The organism is Pradoshia sp. Z5_111, assembly GCF_058267535.1.
The window spans coordinates 129,373-149,390 of the sequence record NZ_JBZCPQ010000007.1 but is presented as its reverse complement, the minus strand read 5'-3'; the positions used below and the strand labels follow the sequence as shown (position 1 = coordinate 149,390).

Genomic DNA, 20,018 nt, shown 5'->3' with positions numbered 1-20,018 from the left:
CCAAACTATAGTAAAGCAGGTGGGTAAATGAGAAAAAGGTGGGTAACCGGTATAATCCTTATCATTAGTTTACTGACAACGTTTCTATTACTCGTTGGCTTTATTCAGGGTACCCGGGCAGTTATAAACCCTAAGGAGATTACTCAGTATAAAACGGTAAAAGAGAAAGAGCCGCTTACTAAAAAAGACACCAAAAAATTGTCTATTGTTGCTCTTGGCGATTCTTTAACTCGAGGTGTTGGCGATGATACCGGGGACGGGTATGTAAAAAGATTAAGCAATAAATTAACAGAGGACTATAATCAGAAGATTAGCTTGTCCAACCTCTCAGTCAGCGGAGCCAAAACAACCGATTTACTAACCCTTCTTGATACTTCAGGCACCAAGCATACTCTTAAGAATGCTGATTTAATAGTTATGACAATTGGAGGAAATGATCTCTTTCCCGGTGTCGAAACATTAACAACCAACCTCACTGAATATACACCAGATACAAATACTTTTGTTAATAACAGCAAGAAAATTATCGAGATAATCCGATCAAATAATGCGGATGCTCCTATCTATTGGCTCAGCCTGTACAATCCCTTTGAAGAATTCAAGGAATTAGGGGACACATCTAAGTTTGTTATTGACTGGAATCACCAGCTGCAAACATTAGCTACCCAATACCCCGAATTACATATCATTCCTGTATTTGACTTATTTCAGGGCCAAGGAAAAAACTTTTTGTACACGGATCATTTTCATCCAAATAAAAAAGGCTACGAGGCTATATCAGAACGCTTAATCCAATCCATCGCAAGCCAACAACAGTTGGGAGGGGATTGATTAATGAGTCAATCTGTATTAAAAGTAGAACATTTAACCAAAGTCATTAAGGGGAATCACCTTGTTGAAGATATCAGCTTTGAAGTGAAGCATGGAGAGGTTTTTGGTTTTCTAGGCCCTAACGGTGCAGGTAAAACTACTACCATCCGAATGCTGGTAGGCTTAATTAAACCAACAAAAGGAACCATTACAATTGCTGGTTACAACCTACGAACATCATTTAAGCAAGCCATGCGCCAGGTAGGCTCAATTGTAGAAAACCCTGAGCTCTATACGTATCTGACAGGTTGGGAGAATCTTAAACAGTTTGCCCGGATGCTTGGAGATGTTCCGGATGACAGAATCGAGGATATTATCAGGCAGGTAAATCTTGAAAGCAGAATACATGACAAAGTTAAAACCTATTCTCTCGGGATGAAGCAGCGCCTTGGTATTGCCCAAGCATTACTGGGAAATCCGCAATTATTAATATTAGATGAACCTACTAATGGCCTTGATCCTTCGGGAATAAGAGAATTACGTGAATTTGTCCGTTATTTAGTTGAAACAGAAGGTATCAGCGTATTTATATCCAGTCACTTATTAAGTGAAATCCAATTAATGTGTGACCGGGTGGCCATTATCAATAAAGGAAACATGATTACCGTCTCTACTGTTAAGGATCTACTTGATCATTCCAGAGACAGGGTCGAGTGGAAGGTCACTCCCCTCAAGGAAGCATATGATCTATTAAAAACAAAAGAAAACATACAAGATCTACAAATAAAAGATAACCTGCTGATTTGCAGTTTACAACCGGATTTAATCAGTACATACAATCGATTATTGATTGAAAATGGGATTGATGTACATTCTGTTTATGAAAAGACATTAACCTTAGAGGATCTATTTATGGAGCTGACAGGGGGAATCAACCATGATTGAGTTCGGTAAACTCGTATTTAACGAAGCAGAAAAAATAATCAAAAAACGACGTATTGCGGTTATCATCCTCATCCTACTTGTTCTGATTCCAATTTTCCTTTATGCTCAAAATCAACAAACAAAAGAAACTGAGAAGCGGATGGGTACAGATGACTGGCGCGTTGTTCTTCAGCAGAGAATTGTCGAAGGTCAGAACCGTCTCAGCAGTACCGGGATATCAGAGGAATGGAAACATTATTTAAGCATTCAGGTTAAACAGCAGCAATACTATTTGGAACATGATATTAATCCGAGCTCACCGGGTGCACCAACATTTGTAAGGGAGTTCCTAAAGCAGGGGATCGGTATGTTTATACCTTTACTCGTAATGATTGTGGCGATTGATATAATTAGCGGAGAACGCAGTGACGGTACAATTAAATTATTGCTAACCCGACCGGTGAAAAGGTGGAAGATTCTTTTAAGCAAATATGTGACACTTCTGCTGTTTATTTCATTAATTGTTTTAATTGTTATAGCCATGGCTTATTTGCTGGCGGGAATATTCTTTGATTTTTCAGGCTGGAAATTACCGATTGCGACAGGGTTTGAATATGTTAATGGCAACTTGATTACTGATTCCATCCGGCTCATTCCACAGTGGCAATATATTTTAATGTCAGCAGGACTCGTATGGTATGTCAGCGTAATCGTAGGTACAATCGCTTTTATGGTCTCTATACTGATTCGTAACACTCCAGGTGGTATGGGGGTTATGTTTGCTTCCCTCATAGCAGGCGCTATTTTAAAGGGATTTGCAACGGCCTGGGATGGGGCGAAATATATTTACAGTGTGAATATGGAATTAATCGATTATCTTTCAGGTAGTATGCCCATGATTGATGGAATGACCTTACCTTTCTCTTTGTCCGTTTTAGCCATATGGGGACTTGGCGCCCTGCTTGTTTCCTTTATTGTATTTACCCGACAGGATATGCTTAGCTAATGTAATAGACCTCCGACACTACGGTAAGCTTATTCTCAAATAACGGCAAAAACAAAAACAGGTTAAGGAAAACGAAATCGTTTCCTTAACCTGTTTTTAAAATAGGGAACCTCTTGGAGAGTCCCGCGCGTATACTTATTTTAAGCCAGCTATAAACTCAACCATATCGTCCACTTTGTCTTCTGGGACAAGTCCAGGAGGCATCATGCCTTTACCATTTACGATACGATCTTTAATAAGCTCTTTATCCGTAACCCCAATTAGCTTCGGACCTGCTCCACCTTCATAATTACCGCCATGACAAGATAAGCATTGTGCTTTATAAATGTCTTCAGGTTTATCAGCACTTGCTGTTTCTTCTGTTTTTCCACCTTCTTCATTCTCCTTGGCCATTTTATCAGCATCCCCAAGGCCCTTAATGGATAAGAAAAAGACTAGTGTAAGACCAATCACCATAATTAGAATGTATGGCATAACTGCATTGTTTTTCATAGTAGTTCCCTCCCCTATGTAAATACTAATTAACCATCAACTTACATTTACCCCTCTTTATTTTACTGTAAAAACCAATTTTGGAAAAGTTATAACTTGCATTTTCTTCAAAGTTTTCCATAGTTTCTACAATTCAAATCAATATTCGGGATAACACTCGAAGTCAATGACAACGTATTTCCCTATATTACAAACCACTGAAAGCTCTTTAAATACACTCCCCTAAGCCAGTTTATTGATCTCAAACAACTTTATTATGTACTGTGAATCGAACCACTCAAGGTCAAAATGAATCGTTCTACTTTATTCCAATAAATAATAAAACAGCTCTACTTGGAAAATCCAGTAGAGCTGTTTTATTTTCGAACCAATTTATGGTATATTCTATTCTAAGAAATCCTTAAGACGTTTACTGCGACTCGGATGGCGCAATTTACGAAGAGCTTTCGCTTCGATTTGTCGAATACGCTCACGTGTTACACCAAATACTTTACCTACCTCTTCTAATGTACGGGTTCTGCCATCATCTAACCCGAAACGTAAACGAAGAACATTCTCTTCACGGTCTGTTAAAGTATCCAATACATCTTCCAGCTGTTCTTTCAACAATTCATATGCTGCATGATCAGAAGGAGATGTAGCATCCTGGTCTTCAATGAAATCTCCTAGGTGAGAGTCATCTTCTTCACCAATTGGTGTTTCCAAAGATACAGGTTCTTGAGCAATTTTTAAAATCTCGCGAACTTTTTCCGGTGTTAAGTCCATTTCTTCAGCTATCTCTTCTGGAGAAGGCTCGCGTCCTAAATCTTGAAGGAGCTGTCTTTGGACCCGGATTAGTTTATTAATGGTTTCTACCATATGCACCGGAATACGGATTGTTCTGGCTTGGTCAGCAATAGCACGAGTGATAGCTTGTCTGATCCACCATGTTGCATACGTACTGAATTTGAAACCTTTACGGTAATCAAATTTCTCAACTGCTTTAATTAACCCCATATTACCTTCCTGAATCAAATCAAGGAACAACATGCCGCGTCCTACGTATCTTTTCGCAATGCTGACAACGAGACGAAGGTTAGCTTCCGCCAGACGTCTTTTCGCTTCTTCATCGCCTTCTTCTATACGCTCCGCCAAAACAATTTCTTCTTCAGCAGATAATAGATCAACACGACCAATTTCCTTTAGGTACATGCGTACAGGGTCATTAATTTTTACACCTGGAGGAACACTTAGATCATTTAAATCAAACTCTTCTTCTTTTTCAAGTTCCTGAGTTCCTGGATTATCATCAGCATCACTTTCATTCACTATATCAATACCCTGTTCTCCAAGATATTCATAAAATTCATCCATTTGTTCTGAATCAAGCACGAAGCTGGAAAGTCTTTCTGCTACATCCTCATAGGTAAGGCGGTTTCGTTTTTTCCCTAGCTCTGTAATAAATTCTTTTACCTGATCTAATGTCATTTCTGTGTTGTTATCTACTTCTTTTTCTTTGGAACGTGCTGACTTTTCAGCCATTTGTTCCCCTCCTTCTCAATCCACTTCTTATTTAAAGTCATAAAGAGTTTCTTAACGAGATGAGCTCGATTCCTAATTCGACAGCACGGCTTGTGTCCTGTCTTCTTGTGGCCTCGAGTAGCTCTGCCTCTTTTTCTTTAATGACTAATAATTTTTGATATTTAGTGATTTGGTGGACATAATCATTTAATTCCTGTTCACTCGGATCTTGATTATAGGTCATCATTTCAATTTCTGTTACTATCTTACGTAAATTTGGATCTGGAAGAAAATGCAGAAACAAACTTGTGTCAGCTTCGTGGTCTTCTTCATAAAAAGCAAATAAATACGTAATAATGGCCTGGTGATCATCCACTATCATCTGATTTTCTCCAAGCATTTTTTGAATACGAAATGCAAGTTCACGATCATGCAGCATTAAAGCCAGCAAGGTCTCCTCTGCTTTTATATAAGCAGGTTTCATCCGATTATCCCTACGCACAGTAGCAAATGCTTGCATTTGATTATTCGGATTAGGAGAGTTTTTTGCCTTCTTATTATGTTTACCCACTTTGCTCTGTTGATTAAGCAAAGAATCAAGAGAAAGTGTGAATTCTGTAGCAATTTGCCTCAAATAAAATTCTCTTTCCACTTCACTATCAAGCTTTGCTGTTTCACGAAGGACTTGATCGATGTAGTCCATCTTATCTCCTTCGTTTGCAAAGTTCTTCCCTCTTTTATGGTAAATCATTTTAAAAGAGATATACGTATGAGCGGCCCCTATTATATCATTTTGGAATTTTTCTTCTCCAAATTCCTTGATATAGTCATCGGGATCATACCCATTAGGCATGACTGCAATTTTCACCTGACAGCCGCTCTCCCGGATCAAATCAGCCGTTTTATTTGCTGCCTCTATCCCCGGGGCATCCGAATCATAACAGATGATAATGGTATCTGTACTTCGTTTAAGCAATTGAAGGTGCTGTTCCGTTAATGCTGTACCCATCGTTGCAACACCATTGTGTACCTCTGCACGATCTGCAGATATACAATCAGCAAATCCTTCAAACAAGATAGCTGCGCCTTTTTTTCTTATAAACGGGCGAGCCAGATGATAGTTATATACTATTTTGCTCTTGTTAAATAGAGGTGTCTCAGGACTATTTAAATACTTTGGTTCATCACCGGCTGCAAGCGCTCTTCCAGAAAAAGCAATTGTTTTACCTTGCCTGTCAAAGATCGGAAACATAATTCTATTTCGGAATCGATCGAAATAATTCTGTCCGTCTTCCCGTTTAACCAGCAAACCTGCTTTTTCCATACGTTCGATTGAAAAGTTTCGCTTCTTTAGGAAATTATGCACATAATCCCAGGAATCCAATGAGTACCCTATCTGAAATTTTTCTATGGATTCCATTGTAAATCCACGACTCAGCAGATATTCCAGGGCGTCCTGACCCTGTTTTGTATTTACAAGCAAATGATGGTAAAATTTCCTTAAAAGCTCATGTGCTTCCTTCATATCATCGAGCTCATGACGGGGCTTTGTCCCATCCGAAGATTCATTTTCATGAATTTCTAATGGTATATTGGCCCTCTCAGCCAAACTTTTTGCAGCTTCTGTGAAGGAATATCCTTCTATGTCCATTAAAAATGTAAATACATTCCCTCCGGCACCACATCCAAAACAATGGAAGATTTGTTTATCAGGGGCTACAGAAAATGATGGACTGTTTTCATTATGAAATGGACATAGACCAAAGTAATTTCGACCTTGTTTTTTTAGCTGAACATATTCACCAACGACATCAGCGATATCATTTTTATTGCGAATTTCGTTCACCGTTTCTTCTGGTATTAATTGGTTTTTCAAATTTTAACACCTGTTTCATAATAAGCATGAATAACTTAATTCTATATCGGTCCCTGAAATCCTTCAATTTTCGACAATATTTTTTGTAATGCTTCCGAAAATTTCATTTTATCAAGGTCCTTTATTTTCCTTGGCCCTTTTTCATACTTGCCGGATCTTCTTGCTTTCGCATTCAAATGCCTGGTTTCAAGAAATGAATCAATTTCATTATCTGTTATCTCTTTACCTCTTGATGTTAAGACGTAAGCATGTTTAGCAAGACATCCTGCTGCCAATCCTATATCTTCAGTAATTACAATATCATGCCGCTTTAAATGATTTAATATATATAAATCTGCCGCATCTCTTCCCGGTTCTACCCATCTCCAGGTAACATCAGGATAACGGTCGGTAGTGTTGGTATAGGCTGCCACAAAGTTAATCTCTACTTCATATGGTTTGCATACGCTCAAAACCTCTTCTTTAACCGGGCAGGCATCCGCATCTACAAAAACCGTTAAACGACTCTTCCTTTGTATTTCTACATCTCTCATCTTAATCCTTCTTTTTTCCAGGCTGATTATCCATTTGTCGAATTATTTTTTTTAGGACTTCTTGACTTTTTGTTTTTTAAAAGCTTATTCTAGTTTATTCCTTTATAAATAACTCTAAACCTGATGAAAGGTATTTTATCACGATTTTTTATTATAAAATAAATCTTGTCAAATTGCCACACTTTTAACTCGCTTAACATAATCCTTTATTTTACATGTAAAAAACATGCTTCCGCATGCTCTTTTTTATTGTTGTTTATTTACGATATTAACAATAATATTTGCGGTTTCTTCTACAGCCTTATTCGTTACATCAATAACGGGGCAATTAAGTTTGTTAACAATGGCTTCAAAGTAGGCTAATTCTTCTTTTATGCGATCCATATTTGCATAAACCGCGCTATCATTCAATCCGAGAGACTTTAGACGTTCTCTTCTGATATTGTTCAACTTTTCACTGCTAATCGCTAATCCAATACATTTATTAGGATTTATCTTGAATAATTCTTCAGGAGGTTCAACTTCTGGAACAAGCGGGACATTCGCCACCTTAAATCGTTTATGTGCCAAAAATTGAGATAAAGGAGTTTTTGAGGTACGTGATACACCCAATAGTACAATATCAGCCTTGACAATTCCTTTTGGATCTCTGCCATCATCATATTTCACTGCAAATTCAATTGCCTCAACACGCTTAAAATAATTTTCGTCCAACTTCCTAACCAATCCAGGTTCATTTAAAGCTTGTTCTCCAAACTGTTTTTCAAGCGTATCAATGAAAGGACCAATTATATCAAAAGACACGATCTTTTTTTCTGCAGCTTTTTCAGCCATATACTCGCGTATATCTGGCTTTACCAACGTATAAGCTATAATAGCATTATCCATTTCAGCTAAACTTAACACCTCATCGATGGTCGATATATCTTCCACGAAAGGTATTCGTTTAAGCGTAATATTATGATTACTAAATTGACTCACTGCCGCCTTTGTCACAAGGTCCGCTGTTTCACCCACTGAATCCGAAACCACATATATGATAGATTGATTCATTGTCTCCTCCAATAATGAATAATTTCTCTTTTATCTGAATTGATTAATGGTCGTCTCGCGCCAAACCAACAAACGCCTTTGTTATGTTTGTTTTAGTTAACCGGCCTATGACCTCAAAGCCCTTTGGACTTTTTTTGACAACCGGTAGGGCATCAATTTGCTTATCGATTAATTTCTCTGCCACATCAATCAGTAAATCTTCTTTCGTGCACACCGTAATATTAGGCATTCTTGTCATAATAATATGTACCGGAATACTGCTTAATTCCTGTTGACCGAGACTAGCTCTTAACAGGTCTTTCCTGGAAAGAACACCAACAAGAAGCGACTCTTTATCCACAACAAATAAGGTACCCACATCTTCTAAAAACATGGTGCATATTGCATCGTAAACAGATACACCTTCACTGACTACAATTGGTATAGACTGATAATCTCCGACCAATAGCTTTTTAAGATTATCTGTGAGCAATTGGGTTTCCGTCCTGCCTGTATAGAAATACCCTACACGCGGCCTTGCATCCAAATAACCGGCCATTGTCAAAATCGCTAAATCCGGGCGCAATGTAGCACGTGTTAAATTTAATTGTTCGGCAATATTTTCGCCAGTAATCGGCCCATTATCTTTAACAATTTGAAGGATTTGTTCTTGTCTTTTGCTTAGTTCGATCTTACTCACCACCCTAAAGTGCCCATATACTTAAATTATATAATTTAAGTATAAACTATTTATACATGAAGTGTAATAAATCCACTTAATTTAAAATAAGCCTGCCCAATAAGGGGAGATTGCATTCCTTATTGAGCAAGCTTTACATTAAAATTTAATTTTTGTTTGTAAAAAGGCTGGAAGTTCTTCGATGCTGATACGAGTTTGCTCCATTGTATCACGGTCACGTACAGTTACTTGGTTATCCTCAACTGAATCAAAATCATATGTGATACAGAAAGGTGTTCCAATTTCATCATGACGACGATATCGTTTACCGATAGAACCGGCTTCATCATAGTCTACCATAAAGTCCTCTGACAGTTTGGCAAATACTTCTCTTGCCCCCTCAGAAAGCTTTTTGGACAGCGGCAGTACTGCAGCTTTAAATGGTGCCAGAGCTGGATGAAGATGCATTACCGTACGGGAAGTACCATCTTCAAGCTGTTCTTCTTCATATGCATCAATTAAGTAAGCCAATGTTACGCGGTCTGCTCCCAGGGATGGCTCAATACAATAAGGAATATACTTTTCGTTTGTCTCAGGATCCAAATAGTTGAAATCTTCTCCTGAGTACTCCATATGTCTCTTTAAATCAAAGTCTGTACGGGATGCAATGCCCCAAAGCTCTCCCCAACCAAACGGGAATTTATATTCAAAATCAGTGGTTGCATTACTGTAATGAGATAGTTCTTCCTCCTCATGATCACGAAGGCGGAAGTTTTCCTTTTTCATACCTAATGATAACAACCAGTTTTCAGCATAATCTTTCCAATATTGGAACCATTCCAGTTCTGAACCTGGTTTGCAGAAAAATTCCAATTCCATTTGTTCAAATTCACGTGTACGGAATGTAAAGTTACCTGGTGTAATCTCGTTACGGAAGCTCTTACCAACCTGAGCAATACCAAAAGGCAATTTTTTTCTCATTGTACGCTGTACATTTTTAAAGTTAACAAAAATACCTTGTGCTGTTTCTGGACGAAGGAAGATTTCATTTGTACTCGTTTCAGTAACACCCTGGAATGTTTTGAACATTAGGTTAAATTGTCTAATTTCTGTAAAATCCTTTGCTCCACAATCTGGACATGCAATATCATTCTCTTGAATCAATTCTTGCATTTTATCAAAAGATAAGCCATCCACGATCATCTCTGTACCTTTAGCCTGCAATGCATCCTCAATCAATTTATCCGCACGATGACGAGCTTTACATTTCTTACAATCAATCATTGGATCATTAAAGTTTCCGATATGACCGGAAGCCTCCCACGTACGTGGATTCATTAGTATTGCAGAATCAAGGCCCACATTGTATGGTGATTCTTGAATAAACTTTTTCCACCATGCTTTTTTAATATTGTTTTTTACCTCTACGCCAAGAGGGCCATAATCCCATGTATTCGCAAGTCCTCCGTAAATTTCGGAGCCGGGAAAAATAAATCCTCTGTGTTTCGCGTGTGACACAATTTGATCCATTGATACTGTCATATTCGTTCTCTCCTTTGTACAAATTAAAAAACTCTCGTCTCTATGCTTTTTAAGAGCATAGGGACGAGAGTTAACCCGCGGTTCCACCCTATTTGCCGGATTTCCGGCCACTTTGTATGCGTTACTCCAGACTGCCTTCTTTGGTTGATATGTTCCGGCTTACACCAGTCCCGGACTCGCTTAGCATATCGTAATCCAAATACTACTTTCCTTCACTGTAACTACATATTAATTTATCTCACATTCTATACAATAATGACCTGTATTGTCAATACAATCACCTAAAGGAAATGATTAAAAATTCCCTTTGAATTTATTCATTTGGTTTAGAAAACGTTTTGCTTTTAATTCTACACCTAAATACTCACCATAGTATGCATCCAGGACTTTTCTGATTTCCTGTTTGGTCTCATCTTTAATAGATATGGTACCAAGGCGATTTAAGTCCATGTAATACAAGATACGCAAAATCCTAACGACAGCCGGTGATATCTTAATTTTATAGGGATCAATATGCTCACATCGATGACATAATAGACCACCTTCTCTTACAGAAAAGGAAAACGTACCATCCTGTGCCCCACAATTCACGCATCGGCTTAACTCAGGTGCGAATCCAAAAATGTTTAACATCTTCAATTCGACTATATTCATAATGACTTCCGGATCATATTCCTCATCGATATAATGGAGCGATAGATAAAATAGGTCATATAAGGATGGGTGAGGTTTTCTCTCCTCTGTTCCTTTATCCAATAATTCTGCGATAAAGGCAGCATAGGCAGTTAAGAAGATATCCTCTCGAATGGAACGGAAGGATTCTTTGGTCTCCGCTTGCTGTAATTGACCCAGTCCACGGCTTCCCTGAAATAAATATGTACCATAATGAAACAACTGGGTGACAGCTGAGAAGCGGCTGTTGGGCTTTTTCGCTCCTCTAGCCATCACTCCAATTTTCCCAAATTCTCTGGTATATAACGTAATAATTTTATTTGTTTCACCATAGTCAGTACTGCGAATGACAATTCCTTCGCACTTTGTTAGCACGTCACTCACTCCAATATGACGGCAAGATTATTAAATTATAGGGATTTCCATTTCTTCGTGATCCTCTTTAATCACATCAGGTTGGCCTTCATTCTGTCTTTCAAGTTCCTTAAAAAGAAGATAAGTATCCACACTGCCGGTTTGTCTAAAAACATTCCAGGTAAAGCTAATCATACTTATTCCACCTTTCGTTCATAGAAACGCTAATTGTCTCCCCTTACCTAACATTAGCTTCACCAACCTGAAAAAAATCATGTGATTAAAAATTTACTAATTCCGTTTCCCTATATTGCCGAATAAAATTATTTTTTAATGTAAAAGCCTGCAGGAAGTAGGTCATGAAGACGTTGCCACAGGACGTGGCGTTTTTAGTCTTTGATCCTTGATTCAGCTCCTACGTCCTGCCCTTTATGCAATCGAGCTTCAGGGCCTAAGAGCTCGAGTCATAAGCAAATACCCTACGGGAGAAAAACCCTCCCTTCGAGTATTCGTCTTATGCTTGTCGCGTCTGACCAAGGCCCTTCAGCATCTTAATTAATCGAGCTTCGACGGCTAGACATAAGCATAGCCACTGCGGGGGAGAACCTTCCCCTTCGTGCCTCTGTCTTATGCTCCTCTCTCCTGACCAAGCCGTCTCAGCATCTTAATAATCATCTTCTCTAAATCCAATATCCCTTAAATGGGAGGCTTTGTTTCTCCAGTCTTTTTGGACTTTTACCCATAGTTCTAGGAATACTTTGGAGCCTAGTAGGTTTTCGATGTCGGTGCGGGCGCGTTGTCCTATTTCTTTTAGCATCGCGCCTTTTTTCCCGATAATGATTCCTTTTTGGGAGTCACGTTCTACAATGACTGTTGCCATAATGTGGACGGTCTCTGATTTTTCTTTTCGCTCAATTTTATCAATCACTACTGCAAGGGAATGTGGGACTTCTTCTCTTGTTAAATGTAATGCTTTTTCACGAATCATCTCTGAAATAATGAAACGTTCTGGGTGATCTGTTATTTGATCGGCTGGATAATATTGCGGTCCCTCTGGTAAATAAGCATTAATTTGCTTTAATAAAGTTTCAATATTATTTCCTTCAAGAGCAGAAATAGGAACAATTTCAGCAAAGTCATATTTCTCTTTATACTTATCTATGATGCTGAATAATTCATCGGGATGAATCTGGTCGATTTTATTAATGACAAGGAAAACAGGTGTCTTACATGTTTTTAACTTTTCAATAATAAATTCCTCTCCGCGTCCAAAGCCCTCCTCGGCGTTTACCATAAAGAGAATGGCATCTACTTCCTGCAATGCAGTTGAAGCCACTTTCATCATAAAATCACCAAGCTTGTGCTTTGGTTTATGGATTCCCGGTGTATCAATAAAAATGATTTGACTTTCATTTGTTGTTAATACGCCTTGAACTTTATTACGTGTGGTTTGCGGTTTATCGCTCATAATGGCAATTTTTTGCCCAATAACTCGGTTGATAAAAGTCGATTTACCTACATTTGGTCTTCCAATAATAGATACAAATCCTGATTTAAATGATTTATTAGTTTGATTAGTCATGCATTTCCTCCGGTGTAAGGCTCCGGATAACAGCTCTTGATCTTTCGAATCCTCTTTTATCATCTTGTAAGTTAGTTGAAATTACCGATATACGCTATCTCACAATCCGAAATAGCCTACCTTCAGTCCCACAAGAAGTAACAGGATGCTCTCTTTCAGCTGTTACCGCCAATTTTTTATATTTGGTTAATCCATGAGAAAAAGATTGAAAAAATGCGTTTATTTATACAATCATATATAGAATAAGCTGCATTTCATGTAACAGCAATGAATCAGTCACCTTTTTCGACAGCTGCTTCAATTAGGGTTAGTACATATACCTTAACACGCTTTTTACTCAATAATTAAACCTTGATTATCCATATCTTACTTTCTCTTCTTCAATTAAACAAGCATGCTCCAGATCCTAGGCAGAAAAATAATAAAACCGATAATAGCCGAAAGAATAGCATATACCAATACAGCTCCAGCAGCTAAATCTTTTGCTGCCTTAGCAAGCGGATGATATTCTCCTGTTACCAGATCCACCACTTTTTCTATCGCTGAATTAATAAGCTCTAACATCAGCATACCACCAATCGCTATAAGGACAAATAACCATTCTATTTTTGTAATAGAGAAGGAAAAAGCCGCTATACAAACGACTATAGCGGCAGTCAAATGGAACCTGAAATTTGCTTCTTTTTTTGCTCCATAGAGAATTCCCTGCCAGGCATAATAAAATCCTTTTAAAAAACGGTACAATGCTTTCTTATCTTGTGAGCCCATACTGTTCCAACAACTCTTTTTGTCTTGAAAACATTACTTTTTCATCTTCTTCATTCATATGGTCATAGCCAAGCAAGTGAAGGAATCCGTGGATTGCCAAAAAACCAAGTTCACGTTCATATGAATGTCCATATTCTTCAGCCTGTTCCTTCGTACGGTCAATCGAGATAATAATATCCCCTAAGACTGCCGGAACGTCCTCACCGATAATCTCAATTTCTCCCTCTCCCATTTCTTCCATAGCAAATGAGATAACATCGGTTGGCGCATCTTTTTGACGGTACTCTTTATTAATTTCATGAATACGTTCGTTATTTACAAAAGTTACAGAAACTTCGCTGCCCTCTGTCACCTTTTCCTGCATAGCTGCAAATTCAAGCAATTTTGCGACGAGCTCCTGTTGTTGTGGAGTTACTTGCTCCGTTTCATCTAAGATATCAATGGTTAGAATCATTTCTTTCACCTACTCTATTCTTTTTCTAATTCTGGATATTCAATGCGGTTATGAAATATGCCCGCTAACGTTTCACATAAAGATTGACTTACTTTATTCAATTCCTTAAACGTTAAATCGCATTCATTCAACTGTCCATCATTTAGTCTATCAGCAATTATGGACTTTACAAGCTTTTCGATTGTAGCCTGCGTAGGAGACTTCAAGGATCGTACAGCTGCTTCTACACTATCCGCTATCCCAATAATAGCTGCTTCCTTCGTTTGCGCTTTCGGCCCTGGATATCTGAAGTTTTCATCCTTAACCTCGCCCCCTGCTTCACATGCTTTGTGGTAAAAGAACTTTAGCAGGGTTGTCCCGTGATGCTGTTCAACAATATCGACAATCTCTTTCGGCATCTTATATTTTTTCACCATTTCAGCCCCATCAGTCACATGGGAAACTATAATTTTTGTACTTTTCTCCGGTGACAGATGATCATGAGGATTTTCAATATTGACCTGATTCTCAATAAAATAATAAGGTCTCTTCGTTTTCCCTATATCATGATAGTAACATCCAACCCTTGCAAGCAACCCATTGGCTCCAATCGCTTCACAAGCGGCCTCAGCAAGGTTTGCAACCATCACACTATGATGATAGGTACCGGGAGCCTCCGTTAATATTTTTCGTAAAAGCGGATGATTCGGATTTGATAATTCAATCATCCTCATAGAAGAGAATATACCAAATCCTGTTTCAATAAAAGGAAGGATTCCAATCGTAAAGACAGCAGAGATGACCCCTGACGCAATCGCTGCAACAAGAATCATAATGTGATTAATACCGCTCCCGCCAATCCAGATCAGACCTAATACCACGATCAAATTAATGATTGCATTGATCATACCTGCTCTTAATATACTAGTGCGCGCTATCCCCTGTTTCAATAGAAGGATTCCCGAGATGCCGCTTACAAGAATATAAATCCCCATCGTCACATGTACAGTTCCCGCTAATTCCTCTTTAAACATTATACTGCCGATAACGGAAAGGACTATTGTTATTCCCACAGCATAGCGCTCTCTCATTAGGATTGTTACAAGCATGGCCGCCATCGCTGCGGGGAAGAAATAAGCGATTGATTCCTGGCTTAACATTACAAATATATGAATTATCTTCATAAATAGCAGTGCCAGGAGATAGACGATACTGAAAATGAATAGATTATCCCGATAATCTTCATGTTCTTCGTTTCTGATTGTATTACCAAACATCATATAGACACCAGCAAAAATTAATACAATAACCGCAGCCAATCCAACATATGGAAGAAGGGAGTCCTCACTATTCAGAAGACCAACCAGCTTTAATTGGCGATAAACTTCTGCGTCAATTAAATATCCTTCCTCGGCAATGATCTGTCCCTGAAGAATCCTGACAGGCTCAACGGATTCACTTGCATTTTCCCTTGCTCTCTCTGTTGATTCAGGATCAAAAAACACGTTCTGAATAATTGCATACCTTCCTAAATCAACTGATGCTGATTTTAATCTCACAGGAAGACTAGAGTATTTTATTCCCTCTTCGACCTTCTTCTTGGCATTTTCGACCTCATTTGCCCTTATGCCATCTTTCATGGTCTCATTAATGCTGGTCATCGTAATATCCTTGGCAATGGATAAGTCAGATAAGGTCGAGCCCAACAGATTAATCAGTGTTTCATCGGTTAAATCTTTATTAACATTATCAGATAATTTTCCTCTTAAATCAGATACATAATCTGAAGGCTTCAAAAGTGTTTGTGCCGAATTTTTCTTATCTTTCTCCACCTCTTGATTTTTCAAACCGGCACTAACCACACTTTCTGCCGATGTATAGATTTCATTTATTAAATTGACTCTCTTTTTCACATATTCTTTATTAACTGTATAAACATCCTCAACACTATTAACTGCTTTTTGCTGCTTTTCTTTTGTTTCGACTGGATCTTCTATTGTCTTCGGAGACCGAATCGTCGTTTCAGCAACATTGTAAAGCTCAACATCAAGTTTTTCCGGTTTAACGCTATCAAACAAAAAAATAAAGGAAATGAGCGCCATTAATAAAAGAATACCTATCTGCGAAACTGGTTTGGATACCCAATTTTTAAAAGAGCTGCCTATGGTTTTAAATTTCATACGTTTCCCTTTCCGGCGGAGGATTTTATTTATATATAATTTTCTAACACTTTCTGTAATAATAACAGGTTTTATTGTTCCTTTCACTTACAATTGTAAGAATAACAAATTTATAATAAAAAAAGCCACAGTTAATTCTGTGGCATGTTTCTAACTTTATTATCACTGTTGAGTTGGTTCAAAATTTTCATATGCCTGAATGATTTTTGCAACAAGTGGATGTCTAACCACATCAGTTTGATCTAGATGGATAAACTTAATGCCTGAAACATCTTTTAATATTCTTTCAGCTGCCCTTAGCCCTGATTGGACACCACGTGGCAGATCTATTTGTGAAGTATCACCGGTAACGACTATTTTAGAACCAAATCCCAGTCGAGTCAGGAACATTTTCATTTGAGCCTGTGTTGTATTTTGCGCTTCATCCAGAATCACAAAAGCGTCATCAAGCGTTCTTCCCCTCATATAGGCTAAGGGTGCTATTTCAATTGTACCACGCTCAATAAGTCTGGTTGTTTGTTCTAACCCTAAGATATCATGAAGGGCATCATAAAGAGGTCGTAAATATGGATCCACTTTTTCTTTTAGATCTCCCGGTAAGAAGCCCAAGCTTTCACCTGCTTCGACGGCCGGCCTTGTTAAAATAATACGTTTAACATGTCCATTTTTCAATGCAGTCACGGCCATAACAACAGCTAAATACGTTTTTCCCGTTCCGGCTGGACCAATCCCAAATACTAAATCTTTTCCTCTAATAGCAGAGATATATTCCTTCTGGCCCAATGTTTTTACACGGATTGATTTACCCTTAGCGCTTCTGGCAATTTCCTCATCATATAGATCAGAAAAGTATTCCAATGTACCGCTATTTGATAAATTTATCGCATAAACAACCTCACGAGGTCCAATCTTAATCCCTTTTCGTATAATGGCTAAAAGCGTTTGCAGGATCTCATCCGCTTTCTCCAAATTCTCAGGATTACCGGACACACTGATTGTTTCACCCCTGGAAACAATACTGACTCCAAGCTCACTTTCCAATATCTTTAGATTGCTATCATGTACACCAAACAGTTCTGCTGCCTCATTTGGTGATTCCAATTGTAAATTAATCAATTTAGACTTCTCTGACATTCGCTAGTCTCCTTGAATCATCGGTTGTCCGATTGCAATATTTTCTAAAACTTGATAATGTATAGTCATTTTAACTTTACCATTGTCAAGCTGGTTTTTCAAAATTTTTTCATTCATTATGGTTGCATCATCGGGAGCATTCTTCAGAACATCCTTTTTCCCCATATTCATCGCCTGCTTCTCCGCCTCAGTTTTTGTATAGACTCGTGTCACCTTTTCTTTACTGCGATATGTCTTCTTATGAAAGGCAACAGGAACCTCCCACTTCAAAAATTTAAATGTTTTTTCATCCTCTTCCACTTCATATTCTTTAAAATTATGTTCACCAAATCCCCATATCGGCACATGAGTATTACCAAAGCTTAGACTGTATTTATTTTTAGCATCACCATTAAACACATATAAATTCGTTTCGAGCGGAACCTCTACGCTTGTTTTATACCATGCTTCTCCCATGACCTTTCCTTTAGCTCCTACAAATTTTTGATTATCCTCTTTACCAATAAATCCGCTAACCAGGATTTGCCCCTTGCTGACAACCTGATGCTTTTCTACCAAGCCTTGTCCTCTTTCAACCATCGTTTGGACAATGGTCGCTTTTTTTGCGGAAATGAGATTCACATATAAATCAGCAGAGTTCTTCTTAGGCTGCTTTTTTTCAACAACCTGAAAATGAAAGGTCGTCCCTTCCAGCTGTACGCCAATCCAGGTAATGGATGGTACCCGTTCACTGAGCTCCTTTTGTATATCTTCCATATCCCCAACAGCAAACTGAAGCTTCCCGACTTTTATATTCATTTCATCCAATTCTTTACTGATTTGATGTTCAATCGCCGGACTGGCCCCTTCTATTTTTATCCCCCAAATCATATTAGATAGAATAAAAATGATCATAAAAAACAGCATCACACCGACCACCAGACCGCTGTATCTTTTCAGTTTTAAGGCAAAAAAAGGCCCTCCTCTTCTTTCTAAAAAAGAGACCTTACAGCCGCTGTTTCTTACTGCCTTCCTCAATTGAGGAATGTCAGATAGCTTCATATAAAAAACAACTGTTTCTGTGCCCATATTTTTTGCATCCCAAACTTGAATGCCCTCTTTAAGCATCCTGTTTATACATCGCTCTGTACCTTGCCCCTTTATTTTCACTTTAATATAGCCGGTAATAGTATTCGTCCATTGGTTTTTCATAAGAACCTCCTATTAGGTTATTCTTCGAGGAATATAACTTGATCAATTTTCCCTTCAAGTAAAATTTCTTCCGGAAGAATAGTTTTTAATACAAAAGCCTGACCTTTGACAAGGAGTTGTCCGTTCTTAAGCAGCAATCTTAATTCCTGGTCTGAAAATGTAAGTAAGCCTTTATGATTCTCTATGTAAATATGAATTTGACCCACCATCGTAATCCTTGGCAAATCCATCATGATATCCTGGGGCAGGTCCATTGCGGCCGTGACCCACCTCTTTAAACGATACCCCCATGCACGAGCCATAAGGAAACCTCCCTTTCCGCCGGTTAATATCTTCGTAATCATTACAGGCTGTTCTGTAAAATCACCTCATAATCATACTTATTCGTTAAGAGGTCATTAAATGCTTAATTAAAACGTTCCATTATCAATAATCTGACGGAGAGAAAACGTTGTTATCATTTATAATCCGATGTACATTCTAACGTTTACTTGATTAACAAATAGTGTTGTAGAGTTTGATTGGTCAGATTTCATCTGTTTAAATCAATCAAGTAAAATCTATGACCAATTACCATAGGAAGAATTAGGATTAAATGTTAAAATGTTTTGTGAAAGTTAATTCATACTATTCAATTAAATAACCTAAATCATGTAAAAGTGGACTTTCAACTATATAATTGAGGGTAATTAAAGGAGCTGACCGGAATGCCAAAATCTAATGCAAGACCTAAAATACACATACCGAAAACAAAAAGTGAGAGGATATGGGATACTATTGGTTATTCATGTTATATTGGATCTTTACTTTTTTTAATCTATATTTGGGGTGAACTTCCGGATAAAGTACCAGCTCATTTTAATGCTCAAGGCGAAGTTGACCGTTGGGATTCAAAGCAAGTACTTCTTATTTTGCCTATAATAGGTGCATTTCTTGCTATATTGATGCAATTTATTGAAAAATCCCCCCAATCACATAATTATCCTCAACGATTAAACAAAGAGAATGCTAAAGAATTTTATTTAAATAGCAGAAAAATGATAAATCAATTAAAAGCCATTTGTCTCATTATTTTTACATTAATCATAATTGAATCCGTTTCAATAGCACTAGAATGGGGTGGAGGACTCGGAGTCTGGTTCTTACCAATATTAACAGTAGGTTGTGCTATCCCAATCATTTTTGGCCTAATCAAACAAAGTAAAATCAGATAGCTAAGTCCCTTGATTTTTCATATTAATAGAATAACAAAACGCAGAGAGTACCAAACTCTCTGCGTTGTTCTATATAATCCTATTAAATCATTTGTA

Annotated in this window: 20 protein-coding genes; 4 read left to right on the top strand and 16 right to left on the bottom strand. The window is 37.9% G+C overall.

Going from position 1 to position 20,018, the window contains the following annotated elements; translation table 11 throughout:
• The first annotated feature begins 27 nt into the window (after nucleotides 1-27).
• The 3 genes from AC4D4A_RS15125 to AC4D4A_RS15115 are packed head-to-tail and all read left to right on the top strand — an operon-like array spanning nucleotide 28 to nucleotide 2,740.
• Nucleotides 28-831 carry a GDSL-type esterase/lipase family protein gene (locus AC4D4A_RS15125; protein WP_490996643.1) on the top strand — a complete coding sequence of 268 codons (804 nt, stop codon included), beginning with the start codon at nucleotides 28-30 and terminating at the stop codon, nucleotides 829-831.
• 3 nt (nucleotides 832-834) lie between these two features.
• Entirely contained in the window at nucleotides 835-1,755 is a 921-nt protein-coding gene (locus tag AC4D4A_RS15120; protein ID WP_490996642.1) for an ABC transporter ATP-binding protein, read from the top strand.
• A complete protein-coding gene (locus AC4D4A_RS15115) occupies nucleotides 1,748-2,740 on the top strand; it encodes an ABC transporter permease (RefSeq protein WP_490996641.1) in 993 nt (330 codons plus the stop codon). Before AC4D4A_RS15120 ends, AC4D4A_RS15115 begins: the two co-directional genes overlap by 8 nt.
• A 135-nt stretch (nucleotides 2,741-2,875) precedes the next feature.
• On the opposite strand, the gene cccA is transcribed toward AC4D4A_RS15115, so the two are convergent.
• From cccA to yqfC, 16 genes are all read right to left on the bottom strand, one after another.
• Nucleotides 2,876-3,232, bottom strand: coding sequence for a cytochrome c550 (cccA, locus tag AC4D4A_RS15110; protein WP_490996640.1), 357 nt, complete (start codon nucleotides 3,230-3,232; stop codon nucleotides 2,876-2,878).
• A 384-nt stretch (nucleotides 3,233-3,616) separates the two neighbouring features.
• Entirely contained in the window at nucleotides 3,617-4,753 is a 1,137-nt protein-coding gene (rpoD, locus tag AC4D4A_RS15105; protein WP_066105200.1) for an RNA polymerase sigma factor RpoD, read from the bottom strand.
• A gap of 37 nt (nucleotides 4,754-4,790) precedes the next feature.
• The gene (dnaG, locus tag AC4D4A_RS15100; protein WP_490996639.1) at nucleotides 4,791-6,608 is read right to left on the bottom strand and encodes a DNA primase; all 1,818 of its coding nucleotides are present in this window, start codon (nucleotides 6,606-6,608) and stop codon (nucleotides 4,791-4,793) included.
• A 41-nt stretch (nucleotides 6,609-6,649) separates the two neighbouring features.
• On the bottom strand, nucleotides 6,650-7,141 hold the full coding sequence (locus AC4D4A_RS15095) for a YaiI/YqxD family protein (protein ID WP_490996638.1): 492 nt from the start codon (nucleotides 7,139-7,141) through the stop codon (nucleotides 6,650-6,652).
• 246 nt (nucleotides 7,142-7,387) lie between these two features.
• Nucleotides 7,388-8,194 carry a pyruvate, water dikinase regulatory protein gene (locus AC4D4A_RS15090; RefSeq protein ID WP_490996637.1) on the bottom strand — a complete coding sequence of 269 codons (807 nt, stop codon included), beginning with the start codon at nucleotides 8,192-8,194 and terminating at the stop codon, nucleotides 7,388-7,390.
• Between the two features lie 43 nt (nucleotides 8,195-8,237).
• Complete coding sequence (gene ccpN, locus AC4D4A_RS15085) at nucleotides 8,238-8,876, bottom strand: transcriptional regulator CcpN (RefSeq protein WP_490996636.1); 639 nt, start codon at nucleotides 8,874-8,876, stop codon at nucleotides 8,238-8,240.
• 135 nt (nucleotides 8,877-9,011) lie between these two features.
• Nucleotides 9,012-10,394, bottom strand: a complete 1,383-nt coding sequence (locus AC4D4A_RS15080) for a glycine--tRNA ligase (protein WP_490996635.1) — start codon at nucleotides 10,392-10,394, stop codon at nucleotides 9,012-9,014.
• Nucleotides 10,395-10,688: 294 nt separating this feature from the next.
• Entirely contained in the window at nucleotides 10,689-11,441 is a 753-nt protein-coding gene (gene recO, locus AC4D4A_RS15075; protein WP_490996634.1) for a DNA repair protein RecO, read from the bottom strand.
• Nucleotides 11,442-11,471: 30 nt separating this feature from the next.
• Nucleotides 11,472-11,615, bottom strand: a complete 144-nt coding sequence (locus AC4D4A_RS15070) for a YqzL family protein (RefSeq protein ID WP_066105219.1) — start codon at nucleotides 11,613-11,615, stop codon at nucleotides 11,472-11,474.
• Nucleotides 11,616-12,084: 469 nt separating this feature from the next.
• Nucleotides 12,085-13,002: a GTPase Era gene (gene era, locus AC4D4A_RS15065; RefSeq protein WP_490996633.1), complete on the bottom strand. Its 918-nt coding sequence runs from the start codon at nucleotides 13,000-13,002 to the stop codon at nucleotides 12,085-12,087.
• A 384-nt stretch (nucleotides 13,003-13,386) separates the two neighbouring features.
• Nucleotides 13,387-13,770, bottom strand: a complete 384-nt coding sequence (locus AC4D4A_RS15060) for a diacylglycerol kinase family protein (RefSeq protein ID WP_490996632.1) — start codon at nucleotides 13,768-13,770, stop codon at nucleotides 13,387-13,389.
• Nucleotides 13,754-14,224, bottom strand: a complete 471-nt coding sequence (gene ybeY / locus AC4D4A_RS15055; protein ID WP_490996631.1) for an rRNA maturation RNase YbeY — start codon at nucleotides 14,222-14,224, stop codon at nucleotides 13,754-13,756. Before ybeY ends, AC4D4A_RS15060 begins: the two co-directional genes overlap by 17 nt.
• Nucleotides 14,225-14,238: 14 nt before the next feature.
• Nucleotides 14,239-16,383, bottom strand: coding sequence for an HD family phosphohydrolase (locus AC4D4A_RS15050; RefSeq protein WP_490996630.1), 2,145 nt, complete (start codon nucleotides 16,381-16,383; stop codon nucleotides 14,239-14,241).
• Nucleotides 16,384-16,545: 162 nt separating this feature from the next.
• Nucleotides 16,546-17,517, bottom strand: coding sequence for a PhoH family protein (locus AC4D4A_RS15045; RefSeq protein WP_490996629.1), 972 nt, complete (start codon nucleotides 17,515-17,517; stop codon nucleotides 16,546-16,548).
• Between the two features lie 3 nt (nucleotides 17,518-17,520).
• Nucleotides 17,521-18,708, bottom strand: coding sequence for a sporulation protein YqfD (gene yqfD / locus AC4D4A_RS15040; protein WP_490996628.1), 1,188 nt, complete (start codon nucleotides 18,706-18,708; stop codon nucleotides 17,521-17,523).
• 17 nt (nucleotides 18,709-18,725) lie between these two features.
• On the bottom strand, nucleotides 18,726-19,010 hold the full coding sequence (gene yqfC, locus AC4D4A_RS15035) for a sporulation protein YqfC (protein WP_066105239.1): 285 nt from the start codon (nucleotides 19,008-19,010) through the stop codon (nucleotides 18,726-18,728).
• A gap of 405 nt (nucleotides 19,011-19,415) precedes the next feature.
• Between yqfC and AC4D4A_RS15030 the strand changes: the two genes are divergently transcribed.
• Nucleotides 19,416-19,922 carry a DUF1648 domain-containing protein gene (locus tag AC4D4A_RS15030; RefSeq protein ID WP_490996627.1) on the top strand — a complete coding sequence of 169 codons (507 nt, stop codon included), beginning with the start codon at nucleotides 19,416-19,418 and terminating at the stop codon, nucleotides 19,920-19,922.
• Nucleotides 19,923-20,018 lie beyond the last annotated feature (96 nt).